Source organism: Bacillus sp. NMCC4 (genome assembly GCF_002998555.1).
Taxonomy (GTDB): domain Bacteria; phylum Bacillota; class Bacilli; order Bacillales; family Bacillaceae; genus Bacillus.
In genome coordinates this window covers 458,708-478,341 of the sequence record NZ_PVRA01000001.1, presented here as the reverse complement: position 1 = coordinate 478,341, position 19,634 = coordinate 458,708, and the positions used below count along the sequence as shown (strand labels likewise).

The following is a 19,634-nucleotide window of genomic DNA, read 5'->3' as shown; positions in this document are numbered from 1 at the left end:
ACCGTTTACACAGATAGATTATCATGAAAGCATTAAAATGACAATCTTAAAAAAATAAAAAAATAAAAGAAAGATGCTATCTTCCTTTTATTAACTAGTAATCCCTGTTTCTGTAATATTCACTTTGATTTTTGGGATGATTTTTACATTTGGATAATCAGTTTTCCAATTCATTTTTACATATTCATCATAATTTTTAACGCGATACTTTCTTCCAAGACTTAACACGTCGGAGTTTGATTTCTGCAAAACAGAGATTACTTTTTCTGCTTCCTTTGTGAAAATAGCTGATAATCGTTTGTTTAGTTCATCGATCTTTTTCGTACTATCTAAATTGTCTTTCGGATATTCAACGACAGCTGTTTTGAATTCGAAATCTAGCCCAATTGTCACGTTTCGATGATCAGAATTGAGAATACGAATATCTCGTTTTAAGTCGGTGACTTGGATGGTAATATAGTTATTTCCCTTCAACTCCATATCATTTCTGATCTTTTTAGTGAAATTTGCATATTTCCCGATTTTATTATTCATGAGATTGAGAAGCATGGCATCTTGACCATAAAGCTCACCAGTTTTTTTCTCATTATCGAATAAAGCCACACCTGCTACTTTGATTAGTTGTTTAGACTGATCAAATACAATTAAAGGCAGGGTAAAGTCTTCTCCTGTTTGGAGCATCTTTGAGCGTATGCTTTGAATATTTCCAGCGGTCACTTGTGAACCTCTTGAGGCAGTTGTAATGAGATTGTTTAAATAGTCACTGACAATGAGCTGTTCTTTTAGTAATTTGTTGATCACATCAATACTTGAACCGCCTTTCACAACGGCTAAATTGGCAAGCAAAGGACTTTTCGGATCGCGATAGAACATGTCTAAGTAGGGAAGAAGTTGATTTTGAGAGAATTCATCACCGATCAGTAAAATCCTCATTTTTGACATATCAATCTTTTGGTCAACCATTCGGCCGAAGTCTGTTCCCGCTTTACGTAAAGTTGGAGCATTGGTTGTCAGTACAGTGGTTGAATAAGTACCTGAACTTCCTTGCTGCATACTTTGAGACTGTTGTACTTTTCGGTAGGTAATCGATACTTTTGCGTTATCATCTTCCCCTTGATCAATGGCGGAAGTAAGGACAAGGGAGATGTTTTTTAATAGGTTTTGATCCCAGCAGCCAGGCATCATGGTGAGAGACACGCACATGAGGAGAGTCAGGACATATTTATGACGCATGTGATTTCACCTTCTTTTTACGTTGTTTGATAAAGATAACGATCGCCATGAATGCTGGAAGTGTGTAAATGAACGAATACTGAGCAATCGTTGTAAAATCATTGAAACGCTGAATGCGAAAGTTATCGACTGCCAAAAAACAGCTAGACGCATATATCAGAATGGCGAAACAATAAACATATTTTTTGTGATCCTTTTTCTTCAGTAAACTGGAAATGCCATTTGCACAAAAGTACAGATAGTTACTCAATGTGGCAAGAATAATAAACACCCAGAAGCTAAGAAAAATTAAATCTGTCCGCTCAATGATACCGAAGGAAATGGTTTTTAATAAGTAAAGAACAGGGTTGGGAATCACATCAAGCTCAATTGGACTAAAAAACATAAAACAAATCAATGTAATAAATAGGTAGTAAAGCGTCGTGCATATATTTGAAATGGTCATGATTTTATACCGTTCCTTAATAGTGCCTTTCATAAAGGGAGAAAGAATAAGGATCATCTCAAATCCATTCATCGATAGGACGACGTCCTTCAGCCCAAGCTGAAACTGAGAAATGTCTGTTTGAAAAAAAGGCATCAGATAATCGATATTGGTCCCTTTTAATGAATAGAACATCAGCAAGGAAAGCAAAAGGAGAAGGGGAGTTAAGATAAAGTTAAACCTGACAATGGCTGTAATTTGCTCCTTCGCAATATAAACAATGGAAGTAATGAGTAATAGATTGATGACCCAGTTTGGCGTCAGCGGCAGAACCCACATACCAATAATTCTGGTGAAAATGGATAAAACGACAATACAGACGGAGGCAAAATACAGTATATACAGTGCAATCAGTAATTTCCCAATCCATTGACCAAATACATCAATTAATGCTTGGAAGAATGATGTTTCTGGATATTTATGAATGATGTAAATGAAAATTGTATTGATGATTTGGATAAAAAAACAGGCGACAATGATCGCCATCCAGCCATCGTGTCCCATGTCTTTCATCAAAAAGTGGGGGAGCGATAAAATACCGACACCAATTTGAGATTGAATGAGAAAAAAGACAGCTTGAGGTGGAGATATTTTATTTTTCATTTTTCTTTTTCCATCCTCTCAAATGTTCAATTTGCTTTTTCTTTTGCGGATTTAAATAAACAGGGCGATTTTTGTACATCCACATTGGGAGGCGGATTACAGTATCTTTTAAATCCTGCCAGTTAAATGGAGTAACAGGTGATAAGTATGGTACCCCTAGTGATTCAAGGCGGCATAAATTCATGAGAATGATGGATAATCCAAATGAAATGCCAATAAAACCAAACATTGATGCCATGAACATGAGCGGGAAACGCAGCATCCTAATGGTGGCCGTCATTTCAAATGATGGAAGGACAAAGGAAGCGACAGCGGTCACGGCGACCACGATGACAAGAACATTTGAGATGAGTCCTGCTTGTACAACAGCATCCCCAATGACCAAACCACCTACGATACCAATGGTTTGACCAATTGGTCTAGGTAGACGCACCCCTGCCTCACGAATGAGTTCAATGGTGATTTCCATTAGCATCGCTTCTATCAAAGGAGGAAATGGGATACCGATAATTGAATTTTTCATCGTTATGGCTAATTCATCTGGGACGACCTCATAATGAAAGCCAATGACAGCGATATAAAAAGATGGCAAAATGACTGCGATGATACAGGCAAGATAGCGGAGAACACGGATAAACGTAGCCGGAATCCAGCGGCTATTATAATCATCAGGTGATTGAAAGAAGCTAAAGAAGGTGACAGGAAGAATGATGGCCATCGGACTGCCATCCATCATCACCACAATTCGCCCTTCAAGGATTGCAGATCTCACCTTATCAGGGCGCTCTGTATCAATAAGCTGCGGGAAAATAGAAAATGAATCATCCTCAATCGCCTCAACAATAGAGCCAGGACTTAGCAGCGTGTCTACTTTAATAGAAGAAATCCGTTTGTTTACCTCTTCTACCTTTTCTTGATTAGCGATATCAGATATATAAACAGTCGCAAGCTTTGTTTCAGATTTTGTACCAATCTTATGATACTGAATGGCGAGCTTTCGATCATTTAAATGCGAACGCAGTAAGTAGATGTTGGTATCAAGACTTTCAACAAATCCGTCATGTGCTCCAGCAATAATACTTTCAGATGAAGGTTCAGAAATAGAGCGCAGCGGCGGCTGACCGACAGAAAACAATTTGATCTGTGAGGAATTTTCATCAAGAAACGCAATGCTTCCAGCAATAATACTGTCAGTGATCAGCGTCAAGTCACCTGTTTCGAGTGTGCTGAGAGATTTCGTATATTCCTGCTTTCCAGGAGGACCTAACAAGTTGCCGATAATGAAATCATTTAGTTTGCCTTCATCTACTCTTGTTTTAATAAAAAACAGGACAGATTTCGTTTCATTCACCATTAACTCTCGGTATTCAAAATCCCCGCTTTGCTGAAATGTCTTTTTCAGAATTCGGATTTTTTCCTCGAAGCTGCCTGATAAAAAATGCAACCGTGTTTGCTCATTGCTGTTTGGCATCTTTAGCCTCCTCTCACAGATTTTTTAACCTTAGTGTAAGCGGAGAAGCTGATTTTATTCGTCATCTTTGGGGAAAGCATGACATGAATTGACAACTTTCAACTAAAATCATATTAAAAATGTTAAGAAATGATGAATCTTGATAAAAACAAATGAATAATGTTTCATTGTTTAGGTCATAAGGAGCGAATATCGTAAAAAGCAGGTATTCCGAAATGATCAATAGTTTACATCTTATCCCAATTTTTTGTGACCCGAAAATAAGCATATGACTTGATTTTTTTAGAGGTGACCTTTGTCATAGGTCAACGCGTAGCATTCTGACCGATGAGGATGACTTTCTAACCTGTTCCTTCAAAAATCGAAAACATTCCAAAACACGCACTATTCATTTAAAGCACTGATATGACTGATGTTATAGAGTTTAAAGGGCTTTAAAACATTGATTCAAAATACATCTTAATAATTGTCAAAAAATTTAGGGAGAAAAGGACAAAAGATTTTCCGATGCTTGATGGTAACGCTTTCTCTTGATTGAAGCTGAAATTCATACCAATTTTTGTCCGCCTTTTGGCCTTTTCATTTAAAGAAGAGCTAGGCAAATCCGCCTTCTGATTAGAGGAATTTGGCATACGAGGAAGTGAAAGATTATGTTACATAATACCGATTGTGATTTTATGCTGAACATATATACTGTTGATTGAATTTACATATCACACTCATAAAAAAAGGAGATGTAGATAAGCGATGTGGTTAATCGTTATAGCCTGTGTCATCATGTTAGGGATTGGCTTTATTGAAAAGAAGCGTCACCAGAAAAATATCGATGCCTTGCCGGTGCGCGTCAATATTAATGGTATTCGCGGAAAGTCTACCGTTACAAGATTGACAACCGGTATCTTAATGGAGGCAGGTTATAAAACTGTCGGCAAAACAACGGGAACAGATGCAAGAATGATTTATTGGGATACGCCAGAGGAGAAACCGATTAAAAGGAAACCGCAAGGACCAAATATCGGTGAGCAGAAGGAAGTTATGAGAGAAACCGTTGAAAGAGGAGCAAATGCCATCGTCAGTGAATGTATGGCAGTAAATCCAGATTACCAAATTATCTTTCAGGAAGAGCTGCTTCAAGCGAATATTGGCGTGATCGTAAACGTTCTTGAAGATCATATGGACGTAATGGGGCCGACACTTGATGAAATAGCAGAAGCCTTTACAGCGACAATTCCTTACAATGGACACTTGGTTATTACGGATAGTGAATATACGGAATTCTTTAAAGAGATTGCGAAAAAACGCAACACAGAAGTCATTGTTGCAGATAATTCCAAGATTTCTGATGAGTATTTACGGAAATTTGAGTACATGGTCTTCCCAGATAATGCCTCACTTGCACTTGGTGTTGCACAGGCATTAGGAATTGATGAAGATACAGCATTCAGAGGAATGTTAAATGCGCCACCTGATCCAGGAGCGATGAGAATTCTTCCATTAATGGACGCGAAAACACCTGGACACTTTGTAAATGGTTTTGCGGCAAATGACGCATCATCTACATTGAACATTTGGAAGCGTGTGAAAGAGATTGGATATCCAACAGATGAACCGATTATTATCATGAACTGCCGTGCGGATCGTGTAGATAGAACGATCCAGTTTGCGGAGGATGTACTTCCTTATATTGAAGCAAGTGATCTTGTCTTGATTGGTGAAACAACAGATCCAATTGTGAAGGCATATGAGGATGGGAAAATTCCGGCTGACCACTTACACAACCTTGAATATCAATCTACAGAAGAAATTATGAATATGCTTGAGAAAAAGCTTCATAATCGAGTGGTTTATGGAGTCGGCAATATTCATGGTGCCGCTGAACCGTTAATCGAAAAAATTCAAGAATACAAAATTAAGCAGCTTGTCAGCTAGGAGGAAATATAGAAAATGTTCGGATCAGATCTTTATATCTCGTTAATTTTAGGTGTTCTACTTAGTTTAATCTTTGCAGAAAAAACAGGAATCGTACCAGCTGGACTTGTTGTCCCAGGTTATCTGGCGCTTGTATTTAACCAGCCAGTCTTTATTTTAGTCGTCTTATCTGTCAGCTTGCTTACGTATGTCATCGTTCGCTTTGGTCTATCGAAATTTATGATTTTATACGGACGCAGAAAGTTTGCTGCGATGCTAATTACAGGGATCGCCTTAAAGCTTGTATTTGATTTCTTCTATCCAGTGGTCCCATTTGAAATAGCAGAATTCCGCGGAATCGGTATTATCGTTCCTGGATTGATTGCAAATACGATTCAAAAGCAGGGTCTTACGATTACCCTTGGAAGCACGTTACTTCTAAGTGGTGCAACATTTGCCATCATGTATGTTTACTATCTATTTTAAGATAAGGTGTGTCCAATGATGAATAAAAAATTGAGCTTTCAGGAAAAGCTGCTGAAAATCACAAAGAACCAAAAGAAAAAGACGAATAAACACGTACTGATTGCTTTACCGATCGTCATTGCTTGTACATTTCTATTTACGTTTATCGGGAAAGCACAAGTGCCAACTGTACAAAAGAATCCAGAAAACATCCTGACCGCTTCGTTTGTCGGTGACATTATGTTTGGAAGAAACGTAGAGAAAGTAACAGACCGCTATGGAAAACAGCATCTCTTTCGCTACGCCAAGCCATATTTTGATGTGTCAGATTATGTGACAGGTAACTTTGAGCATCCAGTCGCATCAGATAAAGAACAAGCGGCACAAAAGAATATTCATTTGAAAACAGACGAAGATTCTGTCAAAGCATTGAAGGATTTGAATTTCTCTGTATTAAACTTTGCGAATAACCATGCGGCAGACTATGGTGAAAAAGGGCTGAACAATACGATTGATGCCTTTGAACATGCTGGCATGGATTATACAGGCGCAGGCCGTAACCTTCAGGATGCGAAGCAGAACATTTCGTACAAAGAAGTAAATGGTGTCAAAATCGCTACACTTGGTTTTACTGATGTGTATGGGAAAGATTTTAAAGCAACGAATCGCCAGGCGGGTATCTTGCCAGCCGATCCATCTATCTTTATTCCGATGATCTCGCAGGCTGCTGAAAAGGCAGATATCGTCGTTGTTCATGCTCACTGGGGACAGGAGTACAACAATGAGGTAAACGATAGACAAAGAGAATTGGCAAGAGCGATGTCAAAAGCTGGTGCTGATATCATTATCGGTGCTCATCCGCACGTTCTTGAGCCAATGGAAGTCTATAACGGTACGGCGATCTTCTATAGCTTAGGGAACTTTATTTTTGACCAAGGCTGGTCAAGAACACGTGATTCTGCACTTGTTCAGTATCATCTGAATGAAGATGGAAAAGCGACATTTGAAGTTGTCCCAATGTACATCAAGGAAGCAACACCTGCTCCGGTTAAAGCAGGATCTTTTGAATCAAAATCCATTATCCGTATGCTGACAAATGGTACGAATGCGGATTGGAAAGAAAAAGACGGACACATTTTCTTTGAAGTAGATCACGCTGATAAAGTTAAACACTTAAAAGAAAACGGAGGGAAAGAGAAGAAATGAAATTCCTAAAAGCAAGCTGGCCGTTTGTTGCGTTAATTTTAGTCTTTGTCTTTATGTCTGCTTTTAAATTTAGTGACAGCCTCACAGATCATGAAAAACAAAAGATCTCGGTTGAAATGCAGAAAATCGAACAGCAAAAGCAGTCAAAAACGGAAGCAAGTAAATAATTTTAAAGAGCATAGAGGGCGCGCATTGCGTGCTCTTTTTTGTCGAAAAAAGGTGTAAAATGAAAGGTGTCATGCCGAAACTATAGAAGAAAGGAGGGGAAAGATCATGAAATGGAAAGAAATATTGATTGGTGGGTGTGCGCTCGTAGGGCTGATGTTCATGTCTCAATCAGAAGTATCTGCTCAAACAGCGTCTCCTTTGGAGCAAGCGGAAAAGCTGATCGGAACACCTTATCATAAAGGAGGAACCGATCCAAAAACGGGCTTTGACGCATCTGGATTGATTCAATATGTGTACAAGACATCAGGAGCATTTGATTTGCCGCGGAAGGTGATCGACCAGTATCAGATTGGGGAAAAGGTATCATGGGACAAAGCGCAGCCCGGTGACCTTGTATATTTCCGCAGCCTTGAAGAAACAAAGGATATCCCGACACATGTGGCGTTGTACGCTGGTAACGATCAGATCATCCACATCACGCTCAGTCAAGGTGTGGTGAAAACAGATGTCAGCAAAAGCAAATACTGGACAGACCGATTTTATGCAGTCAAACGACTGCCCGGTACACCGGAAATCTCTGATGACCGTCTTGTGAAAGATGCGATGAAATATTTAGGTATTCCTTATGTATTTGGTGCAGCAGACCCTAAGGTTGGCTTTGATTGTTCAGGCTTTTTACAATATTTATTTGAAAAATCACTAGGGATTTATTTACCTCGAAGTGCTGAACAGCAGTGGATGGTTGGAGAAAAAGTGGCATTAGCGGATATACGTCCAGGGGATTTTGTCTTTTTTAGCAACACATATAAGCGAGGTATTTCTCATGTAGGGATGTATATTGGGGGCGATCGTTTTATTCATGCGAGCCGTTCGGAAAGTGTCACGATTTCTTATTTGTCTGAATCGTATTGGCGCGAGAAATGGACAGGTGCGAAACGATTAACGGACCTGAAATTATCAAAAGAAGATCCGGTTGTATCAAAAGCGGCAACGTATATTGGGGAAGTCCCTTATGTCAAAGGCGGGACGAATCCAGAAGAGGGATTTGACACAGCAGGGTTCACACAATACGTGTATCGAGAAGTGCTTGGTATTGATCTGCCTCGCTATGCGTCAGGTCAAGTCAAGACAGGTACGCCTGTGAAACGTTCGGAGCTGAAGCCGGGAGATCTCGTTTTCTTTAGTGGAACGTCATTGGTGCCGGCGATTTATGCAGGGTCAAATCAAGTCATTCATGTGACCGTCTCAAATGGTGTCGTGCTTACGAATATGAAAACAAGTACGTACTGGAAGAATAAGTATGAGACGGCTGTTAGAATCAAAAAATAAAGAAAAAGCCCGATCCACGCTCGTATCGGACTTCTAGACTTCTCTCTAGGCGCTGATCAGACTAGCGTCTTTTTTTCGTGGAATTGATTTTGTAAAAGCAGATCAATAAAGTAAGCAACACCGTCTTCATGATTGCCTTTTGTGATGTAGGTGCTCTTTTCTTTAATAACATCTACGGCATTCCCCATTGCAATGCGGTGGCTTGCTTCCTCAAACATGGATAGATCGTTGGGGCTGTCGCCAATCGCATAAATATGTGAGCGGTCTACGCCATAATGAGCTGCGAGCTTTTTGAGAGCATGTCCTTTCCCAGACTCTTTTGGCAGTACCTCAATGATATGTTTTCCAGAAGAGGTCAATGAAAGCTCAGGCATTTCCGCGAGAAGATCTCGTGCTTCCTGTAGCTTGTTCATATCAAAAGAGAAGCAGAGTAATTTATAGGTCGCTTCATTCGACTCAAAAATCTGGCGAATATCATCTACTGGTTTGATGCCAAATTGTTTGAATTGAGTCATCGCTCCTTCCCATAAATCAGCTACATCCTCATTTGGGTTCGCACTTTTGATGACATCAAATTCTGCTTTCAGCTTCTCTTTTCCATCAAAAGGAGAGAGGAGCGCATCGTCCGTATAGACCTCAAAGTAAATGTTTCGTTCTACTAATGCCTTAGCCGCTCGTTTTCCTGCTTCTTGGTCAAGTGTGATACGGCTGAAAAGTTCGTATCCTTCGGTATGAACGGTTCCGCCGTTTGCTGCAATAATGGGGATGTCCAAATTGCCAAGCAGTTCCTTTACATCAAAAGTCGCCCGCCCTGTACAGATGGTGACAATATATCCCGATTCCTTCGCACGAATCAATGCCTCCCGGTTTTGAGCAGATATTTCACTTTTTGTATTTAAAAGTGTACCGTCTAAATCAATCGCAATCATTTTTTTCATCGCTGTCAAATCCTCCTTCATGCATGCAATAGCCTCTTCAAAGTATGTACGATTTCCTTCATTCTCATGAGCAATAGGATGGTTGTTCCTCTCTATCAAGGCTAAACAAAAATGACCGAATGATCAAGAGAATAAAACAAAGGGCTAAAATCAACATCATCGTCAACAAGTAGAAAAGCGCCCCCTTAGGGACGCTTTCTGTTTATGATAATTCAAGCTGCTTCTTCAATTCAGTCTTCACTTCGTTTAGCTGGTTTTGATCCAATTGGTAATAATAAACCCCGTTTGGCTGGTAATCAGAGCCTTTAAGCTGAATGGTATCGACCGATTTCAATGACGTCAGAAGCGGGAACAGCCCGACTAGCTCTTTCATTGAAAGATTGGTTGAGACATTCTCACCAAGTGTATCAATGATATTGTCATATGACGGAATAGACGTTAACGATTTTGATTTATCAAAAATGGCTTTTAATACTTCCATTTGACGCTGTCCGCGCATTAAATCACTATCTGCCTTTCTTGTTCTCACATATGCGAGAGCTTGATCACCGTCTAGTGTATGAGTTCCTGTTTGAAGCTGTACCTTGCCCTTTGTATCTTTTAGAACCTGTTTGACCACATATTCATCCTTGACGTTAATAGAGACTCCGTTTAGTTCATTGACGATCTCTTTAAATGCTTTGAAATTACTTTGGATCACAAAATCAACCGGAATATCTAGTAAATCTTCGACTGTACTTAAGGTTAAATCTGCACCACCAAATGCGTGTGCATGTGTAATTTTGTCATAGCCATGCCCTGGAATATTCACATATGAGTCCCTTGGAATGCTTAATAATTTTACGGTTTTATTTGTACGATTGACTGTTGCTAAGACCATCGCATCGCTTCGTGCTTGTTTCACTGTTTCGCCCGGTCTGCTGTCAATGCCAAGCAGCAAGACAGAAAAGCTGTCTTTCCCAGGATCGAATGCTTCAATCCGTTTCACAGATTGTGCACCGCGATCCAGAGATACTTGCGCCTTTTTGGCAGCATTTGTCACTTTGTAGTAGGCATAGCCTGTGACAGAAGCGGTTGTCAGTAAAAGAATACCGAATATAAACAGAGTGACTTTCACCCATGGCTTTAAACGCTTTTTTCCTTTGCGTTTAGTTCTTGATTGATCCATATATTTTAAACCCTCGCTATGATTTTTATAGTAAAGATGTCCTTCTTCTTGCTTACAAACTAAAACAAATATACCTTAAAACGGGATATAGTGCGACATTTTTTTCACTAACGTTTAATTGACGTTTCCTTATCGTAAAAAGTTTCAATGATACTTCAAATGAAATATATTTGTCATAAAACATTGAAATGTTTGAAATGACAGGAAGTGAGGAAAATGATTTTCCATAGAGAAACATCCAGTACATACAGAACAAAAGAGGGGTTATGAACATGAAAAATCGGAATGGATGGCTTTATTTCTTCGGCGCACTTGGCGGCGCCTTATATGGCTATGATACAGGTGTCATTTCTGGCGCCATCTTATTTATGAAAGAGGATTTAGGGTTAAACGCGTTTACAGAGGGACTTGTTGTCAGCTCGATTTTAATCGGGGCGATGCTCGGTTCCTCTCTATCTGGAAAGCTGACAGACCAATTCGGGCGGAAAAAAGCCATCATCGCCGCAGCGATTTTGTTTATTATCGGTGGATTTGGTACAGCCCTTGCTCCGAATACGGAAGTGATGGTCTTATTCCGAATTGTGCTAGGGCTTGCTGTCGGGTGCTCGACAACGATTGTTCCATTATATTTATCTGAACTTGCTCCAAAGGAATCTCGAGGTGCACTGTCCTCATTAAACCAGCTCATGATCACATTTGGTATTCTTCTCGCCTATATTGTGAACTACGCTTTAGCGGATGCAGAGGCATGGCGCCTGATGCTTGGAATTGCGGTCGTGCCTTCTGTGCTTTTATTATGTGGGATTTTGTTTATGCCGGAAAGTCCCCGCTGGCTGTTTGTCCATGGACAGGCAGACCGTGCGAAAGAGATATTATCTAAACTCAGAAAGAGTAAGCAAGAAGTTGAAGAAGAAATTTCAGATATTCAACAGGCAGAAAGTGAAGAAAAAGGCGGTTTTAAGGAATTATTTGAGCCATGGGTACGCCCAGCATTAATTGCTGGTGTCGGTCTTGCCTTTCTGCAGCAGTTTATCGGAACCAATACGATTATTTACTATGCACCAAAAACATTCACAAGCGTTGGCTTTGGTAATTCAGCGGCAATTTTAGGAACCGTCGGAATTGGGGCAGTGAATGTCGTCATGACGTTTGTGGCGATTAAAATCATTGACCGTGTAGGGCGTAAAGCGCTGCTCTTATTTGGAAATGCTGGCATGGTCCTAAGTTTAATTGTCCTGTCAGTGGTCAATCGATTTTTCGAGGGGTCAACAGCTGCAGGATGGACAACCATTATTTGTTTAGGACTCTTCATCGTCATCTTTGCTGTCAGCTGGGGTCCAGTCGTTTGGGTGATGCTTCCGGAGCTGTTCCCGGTACATGTAAGAGGAATCGGTACAGGCGTCTCTACTTTCCTCCTTCATACAGGGAATTTAATCATCTCGCTTACATTCCCAGCTCTATTAAGCGCGATGGGTATCAGTAATCTTTTTCTCATTTACGCGGTCATCGGCGTAGGCGCCTTCTTGTTTGTGAAATATATGGTGACTGAAACGAAAGGGAAAAGTCTTGAAGAAATTGAAGAAGATTTAAAAAAGAGGAACCGTGCCGTCACAGGTGAGGAAGGAAAAACGGTGTGAACAACGACCAGCTGCCCGCATGCAGCTGGTTTTTCTTTGTTAAACAAACGTTTAATCAAGAAAGGACAATCTCTCATCTTCTGAACGTGCTGCATATGACATACATATGGAACAGGCGAGCGAAAGGTGGAAATGAGATGAAAGGGAAAACGAGCATTGTCATGCTGACGTACAATGAACTGCATTTAACAAAAAAATGTATCGACAGCATCAAGCAGCATACCCGAAGTGACCAATATGAACTCATCATCGTTGATAATGCGTCAACCGACGGGACGAAGGAATATGTGAGAGAGCTGAACGATGTGATTTTCATAGAAAATGCAGAAAATCGAGGCTTTGCAAAGGGCTGTAATCAAGGAGCGAAAAAAGCGACAGGGGATACCATTCTCTTTTTAAATAACGACACGATCGTAACGGAAAACTGGCTTTCTCCATTAAAAGAGGCGTTATTTGCATCAGAACGTATTGGGATGGTAGGACCTGTCTCCAATTATGTGAGCGGTCCTCAAATGGTCGAGCCATCGTATACAGATGTGAAGGAGCTCCCAGCCTTTGCGAAAAATTATACGGCTGCGAGAAAAGGTCAGAGAACATATGTACATCGGCTTGTGGGGTTTTGTCTGCTGGTGAAAAGAGAGCTCATTGAAGAGGTGGGGTTATTTGATGAGCGGTTCGTGTATGGATCATTTGAGGATGACGATCTTTGTTTGAGATCCTTGCTCAAGGGATATCAGCTGCAAATCGTCCACGATTCATTTGTGCATCATCACGGTCATGCAACCTTTCGTGCGAATCAAGAAACGAACATCTCTACACTGTTTGCTGAGAACAGGCTTCGGTTTTTAGATAAATGGGGCATTGATCTCAATCTGATGACCCCCCATCCGTACTTTGCGGCTCTGCTGCCTGAAGACGCTGCATGTGTACTTGATGTGGGATGCGGCGCAGGGGCCACAGGGCTTGAACTAATGAATCGGCAGTCTGTTGACATGTACGGGGTAGAGGCCGATCCATTAAAAGCAGCAATCGCAAAGGCATATTACGAAGAAGTCATCGAGGCAAAAGCGGATGAGTACCCATGGTTAGAGAAAGAGGCCTTTTTTGATGCCATCATTTTTTCTGATGTTTTAGAGCATGTGTCAGATCCTTGGAACATCATTGAACAAGCGCACGCATCTTTAAAACCGGGCGGCGTGATCATTTGCTGCCTGCCAAACATGATGCATGCGGAGGTGCTTCTCCCGTTAATGACAGGGGATTTTACGTATCAAGATGTAGGGATTTTAGACCGAACCCATCTGAGGTTCTTCACACCAAACACGATGCGTGCGCTTTTCCCAAACCATTTGTTTGAACGGGTGATCGAGCAGCGCATCAATGTTCAGATTGATCAGAACGTCCAATTGTTTTTTGACGAGGTGGCGAGAGTAGGAGCGTCACTTGGCTTTCAAACAAAAGCGTTGTCTGATCAAGTGACCCTATATCAGCTTTTAATTGTCGTGCGTAAAAAAGGCGGCTCCCCTTCGAGATAACCGCCTTTTGCATTACCATTTGAAGCTTTTTGTTGCGCCTTCTGCCCCAAAGTTTAAAATGCTGACTTTGACATCATATTCGATATCCGCTTCTTGAAAGAGCGTATCCCATTCGTTTCGATGCTTTTCCCAATAGTCAGGGTATTTAATACGAAACTGCCGGCTTAAAAATATGGGATCAACGCCCACCTCTTTTTGCACATGATGGACTGCTTTTTGAATTCGCTGTTTGATTTTATTCGCAAAAAGAAGCTCATATCTTTTGATGTACTGCTCATCGTATGAATTTTCTGCAGGGTACTGATCTTCAGAGAGCTTTCCTTGGGTGTTGACATTAATTTTAAAGGAAATATGTCCATCCTTCAGATAGGGTTCAATCTTGGTTTTTGATTTCTTAATTTCATACGTGATCGGAAAGTCTTTGTAGGTGGCAGGTACAACGCCGCCTGAAATTCGGTCCATCACCCAATTTAAAGATTGGACATCCTTCGCAGGGATGAAGCCGATCAGCTTTCGTGTTTTTCCATCAATGATTCCTGCTCCATCATAAATCAGTTCACCGTCTATCGCATCTACACTTTGGACAAGGAAGCTAGCGCCCATCTGGAAGTAATCAGATGCCCGGCCAATACGGGTTGGCAGCAAAATCTTTCCGTTAAAGCTTCGGTTTTTGGATGTTTCAAAGATATGTTCAACCGGAACCTTTTGCTGTGATTTCAATTTTTGGTTGATCACTTTTGACGCATCATCTCGTGACACGAGAAGGTAGCTGCTTCGCCGAACCTCATCATCTCGTATAAAGTGGTTGAGCGTTCCTTGAATATCGTGATGCTCTGCCTGATTTTTGCCGAACAAGAAAATTTTTAGATGATCACTATAGATCGGCGGGTCCTTTAAGGCGACATTACTGACAGCCTCCAGCACATTTTTCCCTTTTGAGACGACATTCACATGGCCAGGAGAATCAGCCTCTTGTGTCCCACCCATCTTCGGAACCAGGTTTTGGTAGGTGAGCTTGACTCCTTTCTGATCTTCCTCGTCAATGCCAATGCCGCGCACAAATGATAATTTTTCAATATCCTTTAAATCCCAGCACCCTGCTGATAGAAGGAAAAGACAGCAGGACAAAAAAAATAACAACAAACGCCTTCTTCTCATGCAGAACGACCTCCCCATTTTTTACGTATCATCAACAGAACAGCTGTAATAAAAGGAATGGCTAAAACCGCGAACAATGAGTAGCCGAGTAAAGTAGAGTAGTAAAAGACTTCATTGATATTTTTCGGAAAAAGGGAGAGTGCAGAGGTAATTAAAAACAGCAGCCATAGCAGTCTCGTAATACTGGTTGTCTTAAAGACCGTGTGACAGCCTTTAATCGCAAATTGGAAAAAGCCAAGCATACAAATGAACTGCTGGCAAGTCCAGATCGTCAGTAAAAAAATATCAAATCGTTCAATGAAGACCCCTTCAAGTTCTAGTGCTTGAATGAGTGAGACAGTGGGCCAGGTGAGGGATTTCGTTTCTCCAACGGTCATGGAACCAATCACAATAAAGAGCGTGAGAGAGTAGATAAGTGAGGTAATTCCGACCCCGATCGCAGCGGCCCATTTCGCCTTCGACCATTTGTCTTTATAAATGAGTGGTACAACAAACAAAATGACCTCAAAGCCTGTAAATTGAATAAATGTTTGAGAGAACAAATTACTGAAATCTTTAAACCCGTTCGCCATCACCGGGCGTAAGTAATCAAAATCGAATATTTTCAAACTAAACAGCATGAGCCCAATATAAATGATCATCGTCATCGGATATATGTATGTCACCATTTTCACTATTGGAAAGATACCACTTTTCAAATGATAGATCGCCACAAGAAGAAAAATCATCACAATCACTGCCATGGGAGTCGATTGCAGCAGGAAAAACTGAACAACCTCTCCGAGAACACGCGCTTCAAAGCCGACAATGCCTAGTAAATAGGCAATCAGCATTAAATTAAAGAACGTGCCAAAGATTGCACCGGCTCCTTTAGTATTTGACTCAAAAATGGTGTCTGGTGCATTCTTTTCAGCAATCCATCCTAACAAAAAAGCAACGAAAGCAAAGATGACTCCCTGTATTAATACAATGATCCAGCCATCAGGGAACCCTGAATTGGCAGAACTGCGTGGAATAGTTAAAATTCCAGCGCCTATCATTGTAGAGCTGCACAGAATGGTGACTTGTAACAATGATAGCTTCTCAGCTCTGTACATCGTTTAATCTCCTTGTCTTTTGAGATTTTTTATTTTTGCTGTTTTCGGTCTCGATTTAAATAGCCCAATTGGTAAACGTACGTACGTATCCTTTAAATCTGAAAACGGTGAAGACAAAACAGGTGTGAAATAGTCAAAACCAAAGGTCTTTAATTGCATCAGGTGACAAAGCACAAATAAATAACACATGATCAAGCCATATAACCCAAACATCGCTGAACTGAAAATGGCCATAAAGCGCAAGATGCGCAGCGGGAAACTAAAGTCATACGAAGGGGCAGTGAAATCGGCCAAGGCGGTCAGCGACACAATAATCACCATTAAGGCACTGACGATATTGGCTTGGACAGCCGCCTGACCAATGATGACGCCGCCAATGAGCCCAATTGTCTGCCCGATGGCTCTAGGAAGCCGAAGTCCAGCTTCTCGCAGCAGCTCAATCGTAAAAGACATAAGAATCGCCTCGACAACAGGAGGAAACGGAACATTCTGCCGGCTGCCTGCGATGGTGATTGCCATTCGTGTTGGTAATAAACCGGGGTGATATGAGACAAGAGCGATGTAGAGCCCTGGTAAAAAAATCGTTAACAGTACGGCAAAATAACGGAGTAGGCGCAAAAGAGTCGCACTTGTCCATCTTTGATAATAATCCTCCGGTGATTGCATCAAGGCTGTAAGTGTCATAGGCATGATGAGGGCAAAAGGTGTGCCGTCGAGCAAAATGGAGACTTTGCCTTCAAGCACAGATGCAATCACCCGGTCAGGACGTTCTGTATTTTGAATCTGCGGAAAAATGGAGATGTGGCTGTCCTCAATCAGCTGTTCAATATAGCCGGTTTCAGGGATGTCATCCATTTTGATTTCGGTCATGCGTGATAGAACATCTTCTACTAATTTGGGATCAACAATATCACGAACGTACACAAGGGCAGCAGACTTTTTATTGCGAGTACCTACATTTACCTTTTGAATGACAAGGTTAGGGTCATTTGCCCGCTCACGGATTAAAGCTGTGTTTTTTTCAAGATTTTCAATAAAACCGATCCGCGGCCCTCTTACAAGGACTTCCGATTGCGGCTCTTCTACTTCTCTAAATTGAAAAAGATTCGTTTGGAGCGCAAGCGCTTGTGTTGCCCCATTTACAAATAAAATAGCCCTGCCGTTATATAACTGCTCGATGGCAAGGTTCATATCTTCCAGCACGTCATTTTGAATGCCAAAGAACGTTTTAGACAGGGACGGAAGCGTAGTAGAATCAACCTCGGTGATGTTCAGTTCCTTTTGCATGGGTGAAATGATTTGCTTGGAAAGCATCTCAAATTCTGTGAGTCCTTCAACGTACATGAGACATGCAGAGATAGCAGAAGGGCCAAATGAAAAAGAGTGGAACACGATATCATCACTTTTCCCGGCAAAGCTTTTGACGCGCTTGATGACGGACGCTATATCTTGTTCAATACGACTTTTCATAATACCTCACCCTCATGTCATGTTTTTTATAGAGTGACTCGGAATGAGGAGAATTATGCAAATAGAAAAAAAGAGAATCCCTGCAAATAGGAATTCTCTCGTCTGTTTATCTCGCAAGCCAGCCGCCATCAACAGCTAAAATATGACCGTTCATATAATCAGAGGCTGGTGAGCTAAGGAAAACAGCAGCGCCGGCTAGATCCTCAGGCTTACCCCAGCGCCCGGCGGGGATCCGTTTGAGGATCTCTTCATTTCGATTTTCATCGTCTCGAATGGCTTGCGTGTTATTGGTCGCGATGTAACCAGGAGCGATCGCATTCACCTGAATATGCTGATTCGCCCATTCGTTTGCAAAAGCTTTCGTCAGCCCCGCGACAGCATGCTTACTCGCTGTATAAGCAGGGACAAAGACGCCGCCTTGAAACGATAGAAGGGAGGCGATATTGACGATTTTCCCTTGCCCATTTTTCAGCATCTGCTGTCCAACCCTTTGAGTGAGGAAAAAGAGACTATTGATATTCACATCCATGACCGTATGCCAATCTTCCTCTGAATAATGAGCGACCTGCTCTCTTTTAATGGTTCCAGCATTATTGATTAAAATATCGATCGTATGCTTTTTTAACATGGCATTGACAGCCTGCTTTGCCGTTTGAGGATCGGAAAAGTCAACCTGAACCGCATGAAACGAGCGGCCTGCCTGTTCGACAAGCGCTTTCGTTTCCTCAAGCGGTGTGTGGTGGTATGTGCCGATGATATCTGCGCCTGATCGGGCAAGCGCCACAGCAATGCCCTGCCCAATGCCGGTTCCTGGACCTGTCACAAGGGCTGTTTTACCTTCAAGAGAAAAGAGGGACGCTACATAGGATGTCGTCGTCATCACATTACCTCAGCTGGTCCATTGGGACAAAGTCCATATCTTTGAACGTATAGTTCTCGCCCGCCATCGCCCAAATAAATGAATAATTCGCTGTACCCGAGCCTGAATGAATGGACCAGGCAGGAGAAATGACCGCTTCCTCATTTGCGACAACGAGATGTCTTGTTTCAGATGGCTCTCCCATAAAATGAAAGACACGAGCATCTTCTTCGATATCAAGATATAAGTACACTTCCATACGCCGATCATGAATATGAGCGGGCATCGTATTCCACGTGTTATTGGTTTCCAGCTGAGTGATTCCCATCATGAGCTGACAGCTTTGGATGCCGTTTGCGTGGATGACTTGATACAGGTTTCGTACGTTTGAAGCAGACGCTTCTCCTAAGTGATTCGGTGTTAATTCAGCGATGGCTGCTTTTTGTGTAGGGTAAGCTTGATGAGCCGTGGCTGATACAAGATAGAACTTGGCCTCTTCGCCTGATGAACTAGCAAACTGTACATCTTCGTGTCCAAGCCCAATATATAAGAAATCTTTGTGCTCCAGTACAAAGGCTTCACCATCGACAGTGACCGTTCCTTGACCGCCGACATTTACAATGCCGATCTCTCGTCTTTCAAGGAAATATTCCGTACGTAAAAAGTCTCCGGCATCTAATTTGAGCGGCTCTGCTGCCGGCTTGACTCCGCCAATCACCACGCGATCCTCATGCGAATAGTAGAGCTTTAATTCACCACTGACGAATAGCGTAGGAATATGAAAATGACGACGAAGTTCCTCTGTTGTAAAACGTTTGACCTGCTCAGGGTGTACAGCATAACGATTTTCCATTTGAGATAAGCCTCCCTTTCCATCTGAAACAAAATATTGATGTTTTATTTGG

17 protein-coding genes are annotated in these 19,634 nt (G+C 41.6%); 7 read left to right on the top strand and 10 right to left on the bottom strand.

The genetic code is table 11. The annotated features are described in order from the left end of the window. Positions 1-90: 90 nt before the first annotated feature. The 3 genes from C6Y02_RS02465 to C6Y02_RS02455 are packed head-to-tail and all read right to left on the bottom strand — an operon-like array spanning position 91 to position 3,791. Entirely contained in the window at positions 91-1,233 is a 1,143-nt protein-coding gene (locus C6Y02_RS02465; RefSeq protein WP_066031636.1) for a Ger(x)C family spore germination protein, read from the bottom strand. Further along, the gene (locus C6Y02_RS02460; protein ID WP_060597449.1) at positions 1,223-2,320 is read right to left on the bottom strand and encodes a GerAB/ArcD/ProY family transporter; all 1,098 of its coding nucleotides are present in this window, start codon (positions 2,318-2,320) and stop codon (positions 1,223-1,225) included. The genes C6Y02_RS02465 and C6Y02_RS02460 overlap by 11 nt, the downstream gene beginning before the upstream one ends. Next, positions 2,310-3,791, bottom strand: a complete 1,482-nt coding sequence (locus C6Y02_RS02455) for a spore germination protein (protein WP_066031637.1) — start codon at positions 3,789-3,791, stop codon at positions 2,310-2,312. The genes C6Y02_RS02460 and C6Y02_RS02455 overlap by 11 nt, the downstream gene beginning before the upstream one ends. Positions 3,792-4,538: 747 nt before the next feature. Here C6Y02_RS02455 and pgsB point away from each other — a divergent pair. The 5 genes from pgsB to C6Y02_RS02435 all read left to right on the top strand — a co-directional run bounded on the left by pgsB (position 4,539) and on the right by C6Y02_RS02435 (position 8,867). Beyond that, positions 4,539-5,720 (top strand): poly-gamma-glutamate synthase PgsB, encoded by a 1,182-nt coding sequence (gene pgsB / locus C6Y02_RS02450; protein WP_034660210.1) that lies wholly within the window; start codon positions 4,539-4,541, stop codon positions 5,718-5,720. Between the two features lie 15 nt (positions 5,721-5,735). Beyond that, positions 5,736-6,185, top strand: a complete 450-nt coding sequence (gene pgsC, locus C6Y02_RS02445; protein WP_012011488.1) for a poly-gamma-glutamate biosynthesis protein PgsC — start codon at positions 5,736-5,738, stop codon at positions 6,183-6,185. An 18-nt stretch (positions 6,186-6,203) separates the two neighbouring features. Further along, positions 6,204-7,370 (top strand): CapA family protein, encoded by a 1,167-nt coding sequence (locus C6Y02_RS02440; RefSeq protein ID WP_034660209.1) that lies wholly within the window; start codon positions 6,204-6,206, stop codon positions 7,368-7,370. Continuing rightward, positions 7,367-7,537, top strand: a complete 171-nt coding sequence (gene edmS, locus C6Y02_RS19245; protein ID WP_003213661.1) for an extrachromosomal elements maintenance protein EdmS — start codon at positions 7,367-7,369, stop codon at positions 7,535-7,537. Before C6Y02_RS02440 ends, edmS begins: the two co-directional genes overlap by 4 nt. Positions 7,538-7,643: 106 nt before the next feature. Continuing rightward, on the top strand, positions 7,644-8,867 hold the full coding sequence (locus tag C6Y02_RS02435) for a C40 family peptidase (RefSeq protein ID WP_106030591.1): 1,224 nt from the start codon (positions 7,644-7,646) through the stop codon (positions 8,865-8,867). Between the two features lie 56 nt (positions 8,868-8,923). Here the strand turns inward: C6Y02_RS02435 and C6Y02_RS02430 are convergent, their stop codons facing one another. Both C6Y02_RS02430 and C6Y02_RS02425 read right to left on the bottom strand, forming a co-directional pair. Next, complete coding sequence (locus C6Y02_RS02430; protein ID WP_189318228.1) at positions 8,924-9,805, bottom strand: Cof-type HAD-IIB family hydrolase; 882 nt, start codon at positions 9,803-9,805, stop codon at positions 8,924-8,926. A 202-nt stretch (positions 9,806-10,007) separates the two neighbouring features. Continuing rightward, complete coding sequence (locus C6Y02_RS02425) at positions 10,008-10,973, bottom strand: LCP family protein (RefSeq protein ID WP_106030589.1); 966 nt, start codon at positions 10,971-10,973, stop codon at positions 10,008-10,010. Between the two features lie 272 nt (positions 10,974-11,245). Here C6Y02_RS02425 and C6Y02_RS02420 point away from each other — a divergent pair, with 272 nt between their 5' ends. Continuing rightward, complete coding sequence (locus C6Y02_RS02420) at positions 11,246-12,610, top strand: sugar porter family MFS transporter (RefSeq protein WP_095285705.1); 1,365 nt, start codon at positions 11,246-11,248, stop codon at positions 12,608-12,610. Positions 12,611-12,747: 137 nt separating this feature from the next. Next, positions 12,748-14,145 (top strand): bifunctional glycosyltransferase family 2 protein/class I SAM-dependent methyltransferase, encoded by a 1,398-nt coding sequence (locus C6Y02_RS02415; protein WP_106030588.1) that lies wholly within the window; start codon positions 12,748-12,750, stop codon positions 14,143-14,145. A gap of 12 nt (positions 14,146-14,157) precedes the next feature. On the opposite strand, the gene C6Y02_RS02410 is transcribed toward C6Y02_RS02415, so the two are convergent. From C6Y02_RS02410 to kduI, 5 genes are all read right to left on the bottom strand, one after another. Next, positions 14,158-15,303, bottom strand: a complete 1,146-nt coding sequence (locus C6Y02_RS02410) for a Ger(x)C family spore germination protein (protein WP_106030587.1) — start codon at positions 15,301-15,303, stop codon at positions 14,158-14,160. Beyond that, positions 15,300-16,400 carry a GerAB/ArcD/ProY family transporter gene (locus C6Y02_RS02405; protein ID WP_106030586.1) on the bottom strand — a complete coding sequence of 367 codons (1,101 nt, stop codon included), beginning with the start codon at positions 16,398-16,400 and terminating at the stop codon, positions 15,300-15,302. Before C6Y02_RS02405 ends, C6Y02_RS02410 begins: the two co-directional genes overlap by 4 nt. 3 nt (positions 16,401-16,403) lie before the next feature. After that, positions 16,404-17,870, bottom strand: coding sequence for a spore germination protein (locus C6Y02_RS02400; RefSeq protein ID WP_066031642.1), 1,467 nt, complete (start codon positions 17,868-17,870; stop codon positions 16,404-16,406). Positions 17,871-17,976: 106 nt separating this feature from the next. Beyond that, complete coding sequence (kduD, locus tag C6Y02_RS02395; RefSeq protein WP_106030585.1) at positions 17,977-18,750, bottom strand: 2-dehydro-3-deoxy-D-gluconate 5-dehydrogenase KduD; 774 nt, start codon at positions 18,748-18,750, stop codon at positions 17,977-17,979. Between the two features lie 4 nt (positions 18,751-18,754). After that, entirely contained in the window at positions 18,755-19,582 is an 828-nt protein-coding gene (gene kduI, locus C6Y02_RS02390; RefSeq protein WP_106030584.1) for a 5-dehydro-4-deoxy-D-glucuronate isomerase, read from the bottom strand. Positions 19,583-19,634: the final 52 nt, after the last annotated feature.

Coding starts and splice junctions, on each gene's coding strand:
- C6Y02_RS02415 (WP_106030588.1), top strand. CDS start 12,748: ATGAAAGGGAAAACGAGCATTGTCATGCTGACGTACAATGAACTGCAT.
- C6Y02_RS02435 (WP_106030591.1), top strand. CDS start 7,644: ATGAAATGGAAAGAAATATTGATTGGTGGGTGTGCGCTCGTAGGGCTG.
- C6Y02_RS02440 (WP_034660209.1), top strand. CDS start 6,204: ATGAATAAAAAATTGAGCTTTCAGGAAAAGCTGCTGAAAATCACAAAG.
- C6Y02_RS02405 (WP_106030586.1), bottom strand. CDS start 16,400: ATGTACAGAGCTGAGAAGCTATCATTGTTACAAGTCACCATTCTGTGC.
- C6Y02_RS02410 (WP_106030587.1), bottom strand. CDS start 15,303: ATGAGAAGAAGGCGTTTGTTGTTATTTTTTTTGTCCTGCTGTCTTTTC.
- C6Y02_RS02400 (WP_066031642.1), bottom strand. CDS start 17,870: ATGAAAAGTCGTATTGAACAAGATATAGCGTCCGTCATCAAGCGCGTC.
- C6Y02_RS02430 (WP_189318228.1), bottom strand. CDS start 9,805: ATGAAAAAAATGATTGCGATTGATTTAGACGGTACACTTTTAAATACA.
- kduI (WP_106030584.1), bottom strand. CDS start 19,582: ATGGAAAATCGTTATGCTGTACACCCTGAGCAGGTCAAACGTTTTACA.
- C6Y02_RS02425 (WP_106030589.1), bottom strand. CDS start 10,973: ATGGATCAATCAAGAACTAAACGCAAAGGAAAAAAGCGTTTAAAGCCA.
- C6Y02_RS02465 (WP_066031636.1), bottom strand. CDS start 1,233: ATGCGTCATAAATATGTCCTGACTCTCCTCATGTGCGTGTCTCTCACC.
- pgsC (WP_012011488.1), top strand. CDS start 5,736: ATGTTCGGATCAGATCTTTATATCTCGTTAATTTTAGGTGTTCTACTT.
- pgsB (WP_034660210.1), top strand. CDS start 4,539: ATGTGGTTAATCGTTATAGCCTGTGTCATCATGTTAGGGATTGGCTTT.
- C6Y02_RS02420 (WP_095285705.1), top strand. CDS start 11,246: ATGAAAAATCGGAATGGATGGCTTTATTTCTTCGGCGCACTTGGCGGC.
- C6Y02_RS02455 (WP_066031637.1), bottom strand. CDS start 3,791: ATGCCAAACAGCAATGAGCAAACACGGTTGCATTTTTTATCAGGCAGC.
- C6Y02_RS02460 (WP_060597449.1), bottom strand. CDS start 2,320: ATGAAAAATAAAATATCTCCACCTCAAGCTGTCTTTTTTCTCATTCAA.
- edmS (WP_003213661.1), top strand. CDS start 7,367: ATGAAATTCCTAAAAGCAAGCTGGCCGTTTGTTGCGTTAATTTTAGTC.
- kduD (WP_106030585.1), bottom strand. CDS start 18,750: ATGACGACGACATCCTATGTAGCGTCCCTCTTTTCTCTTGAAGGTAAA.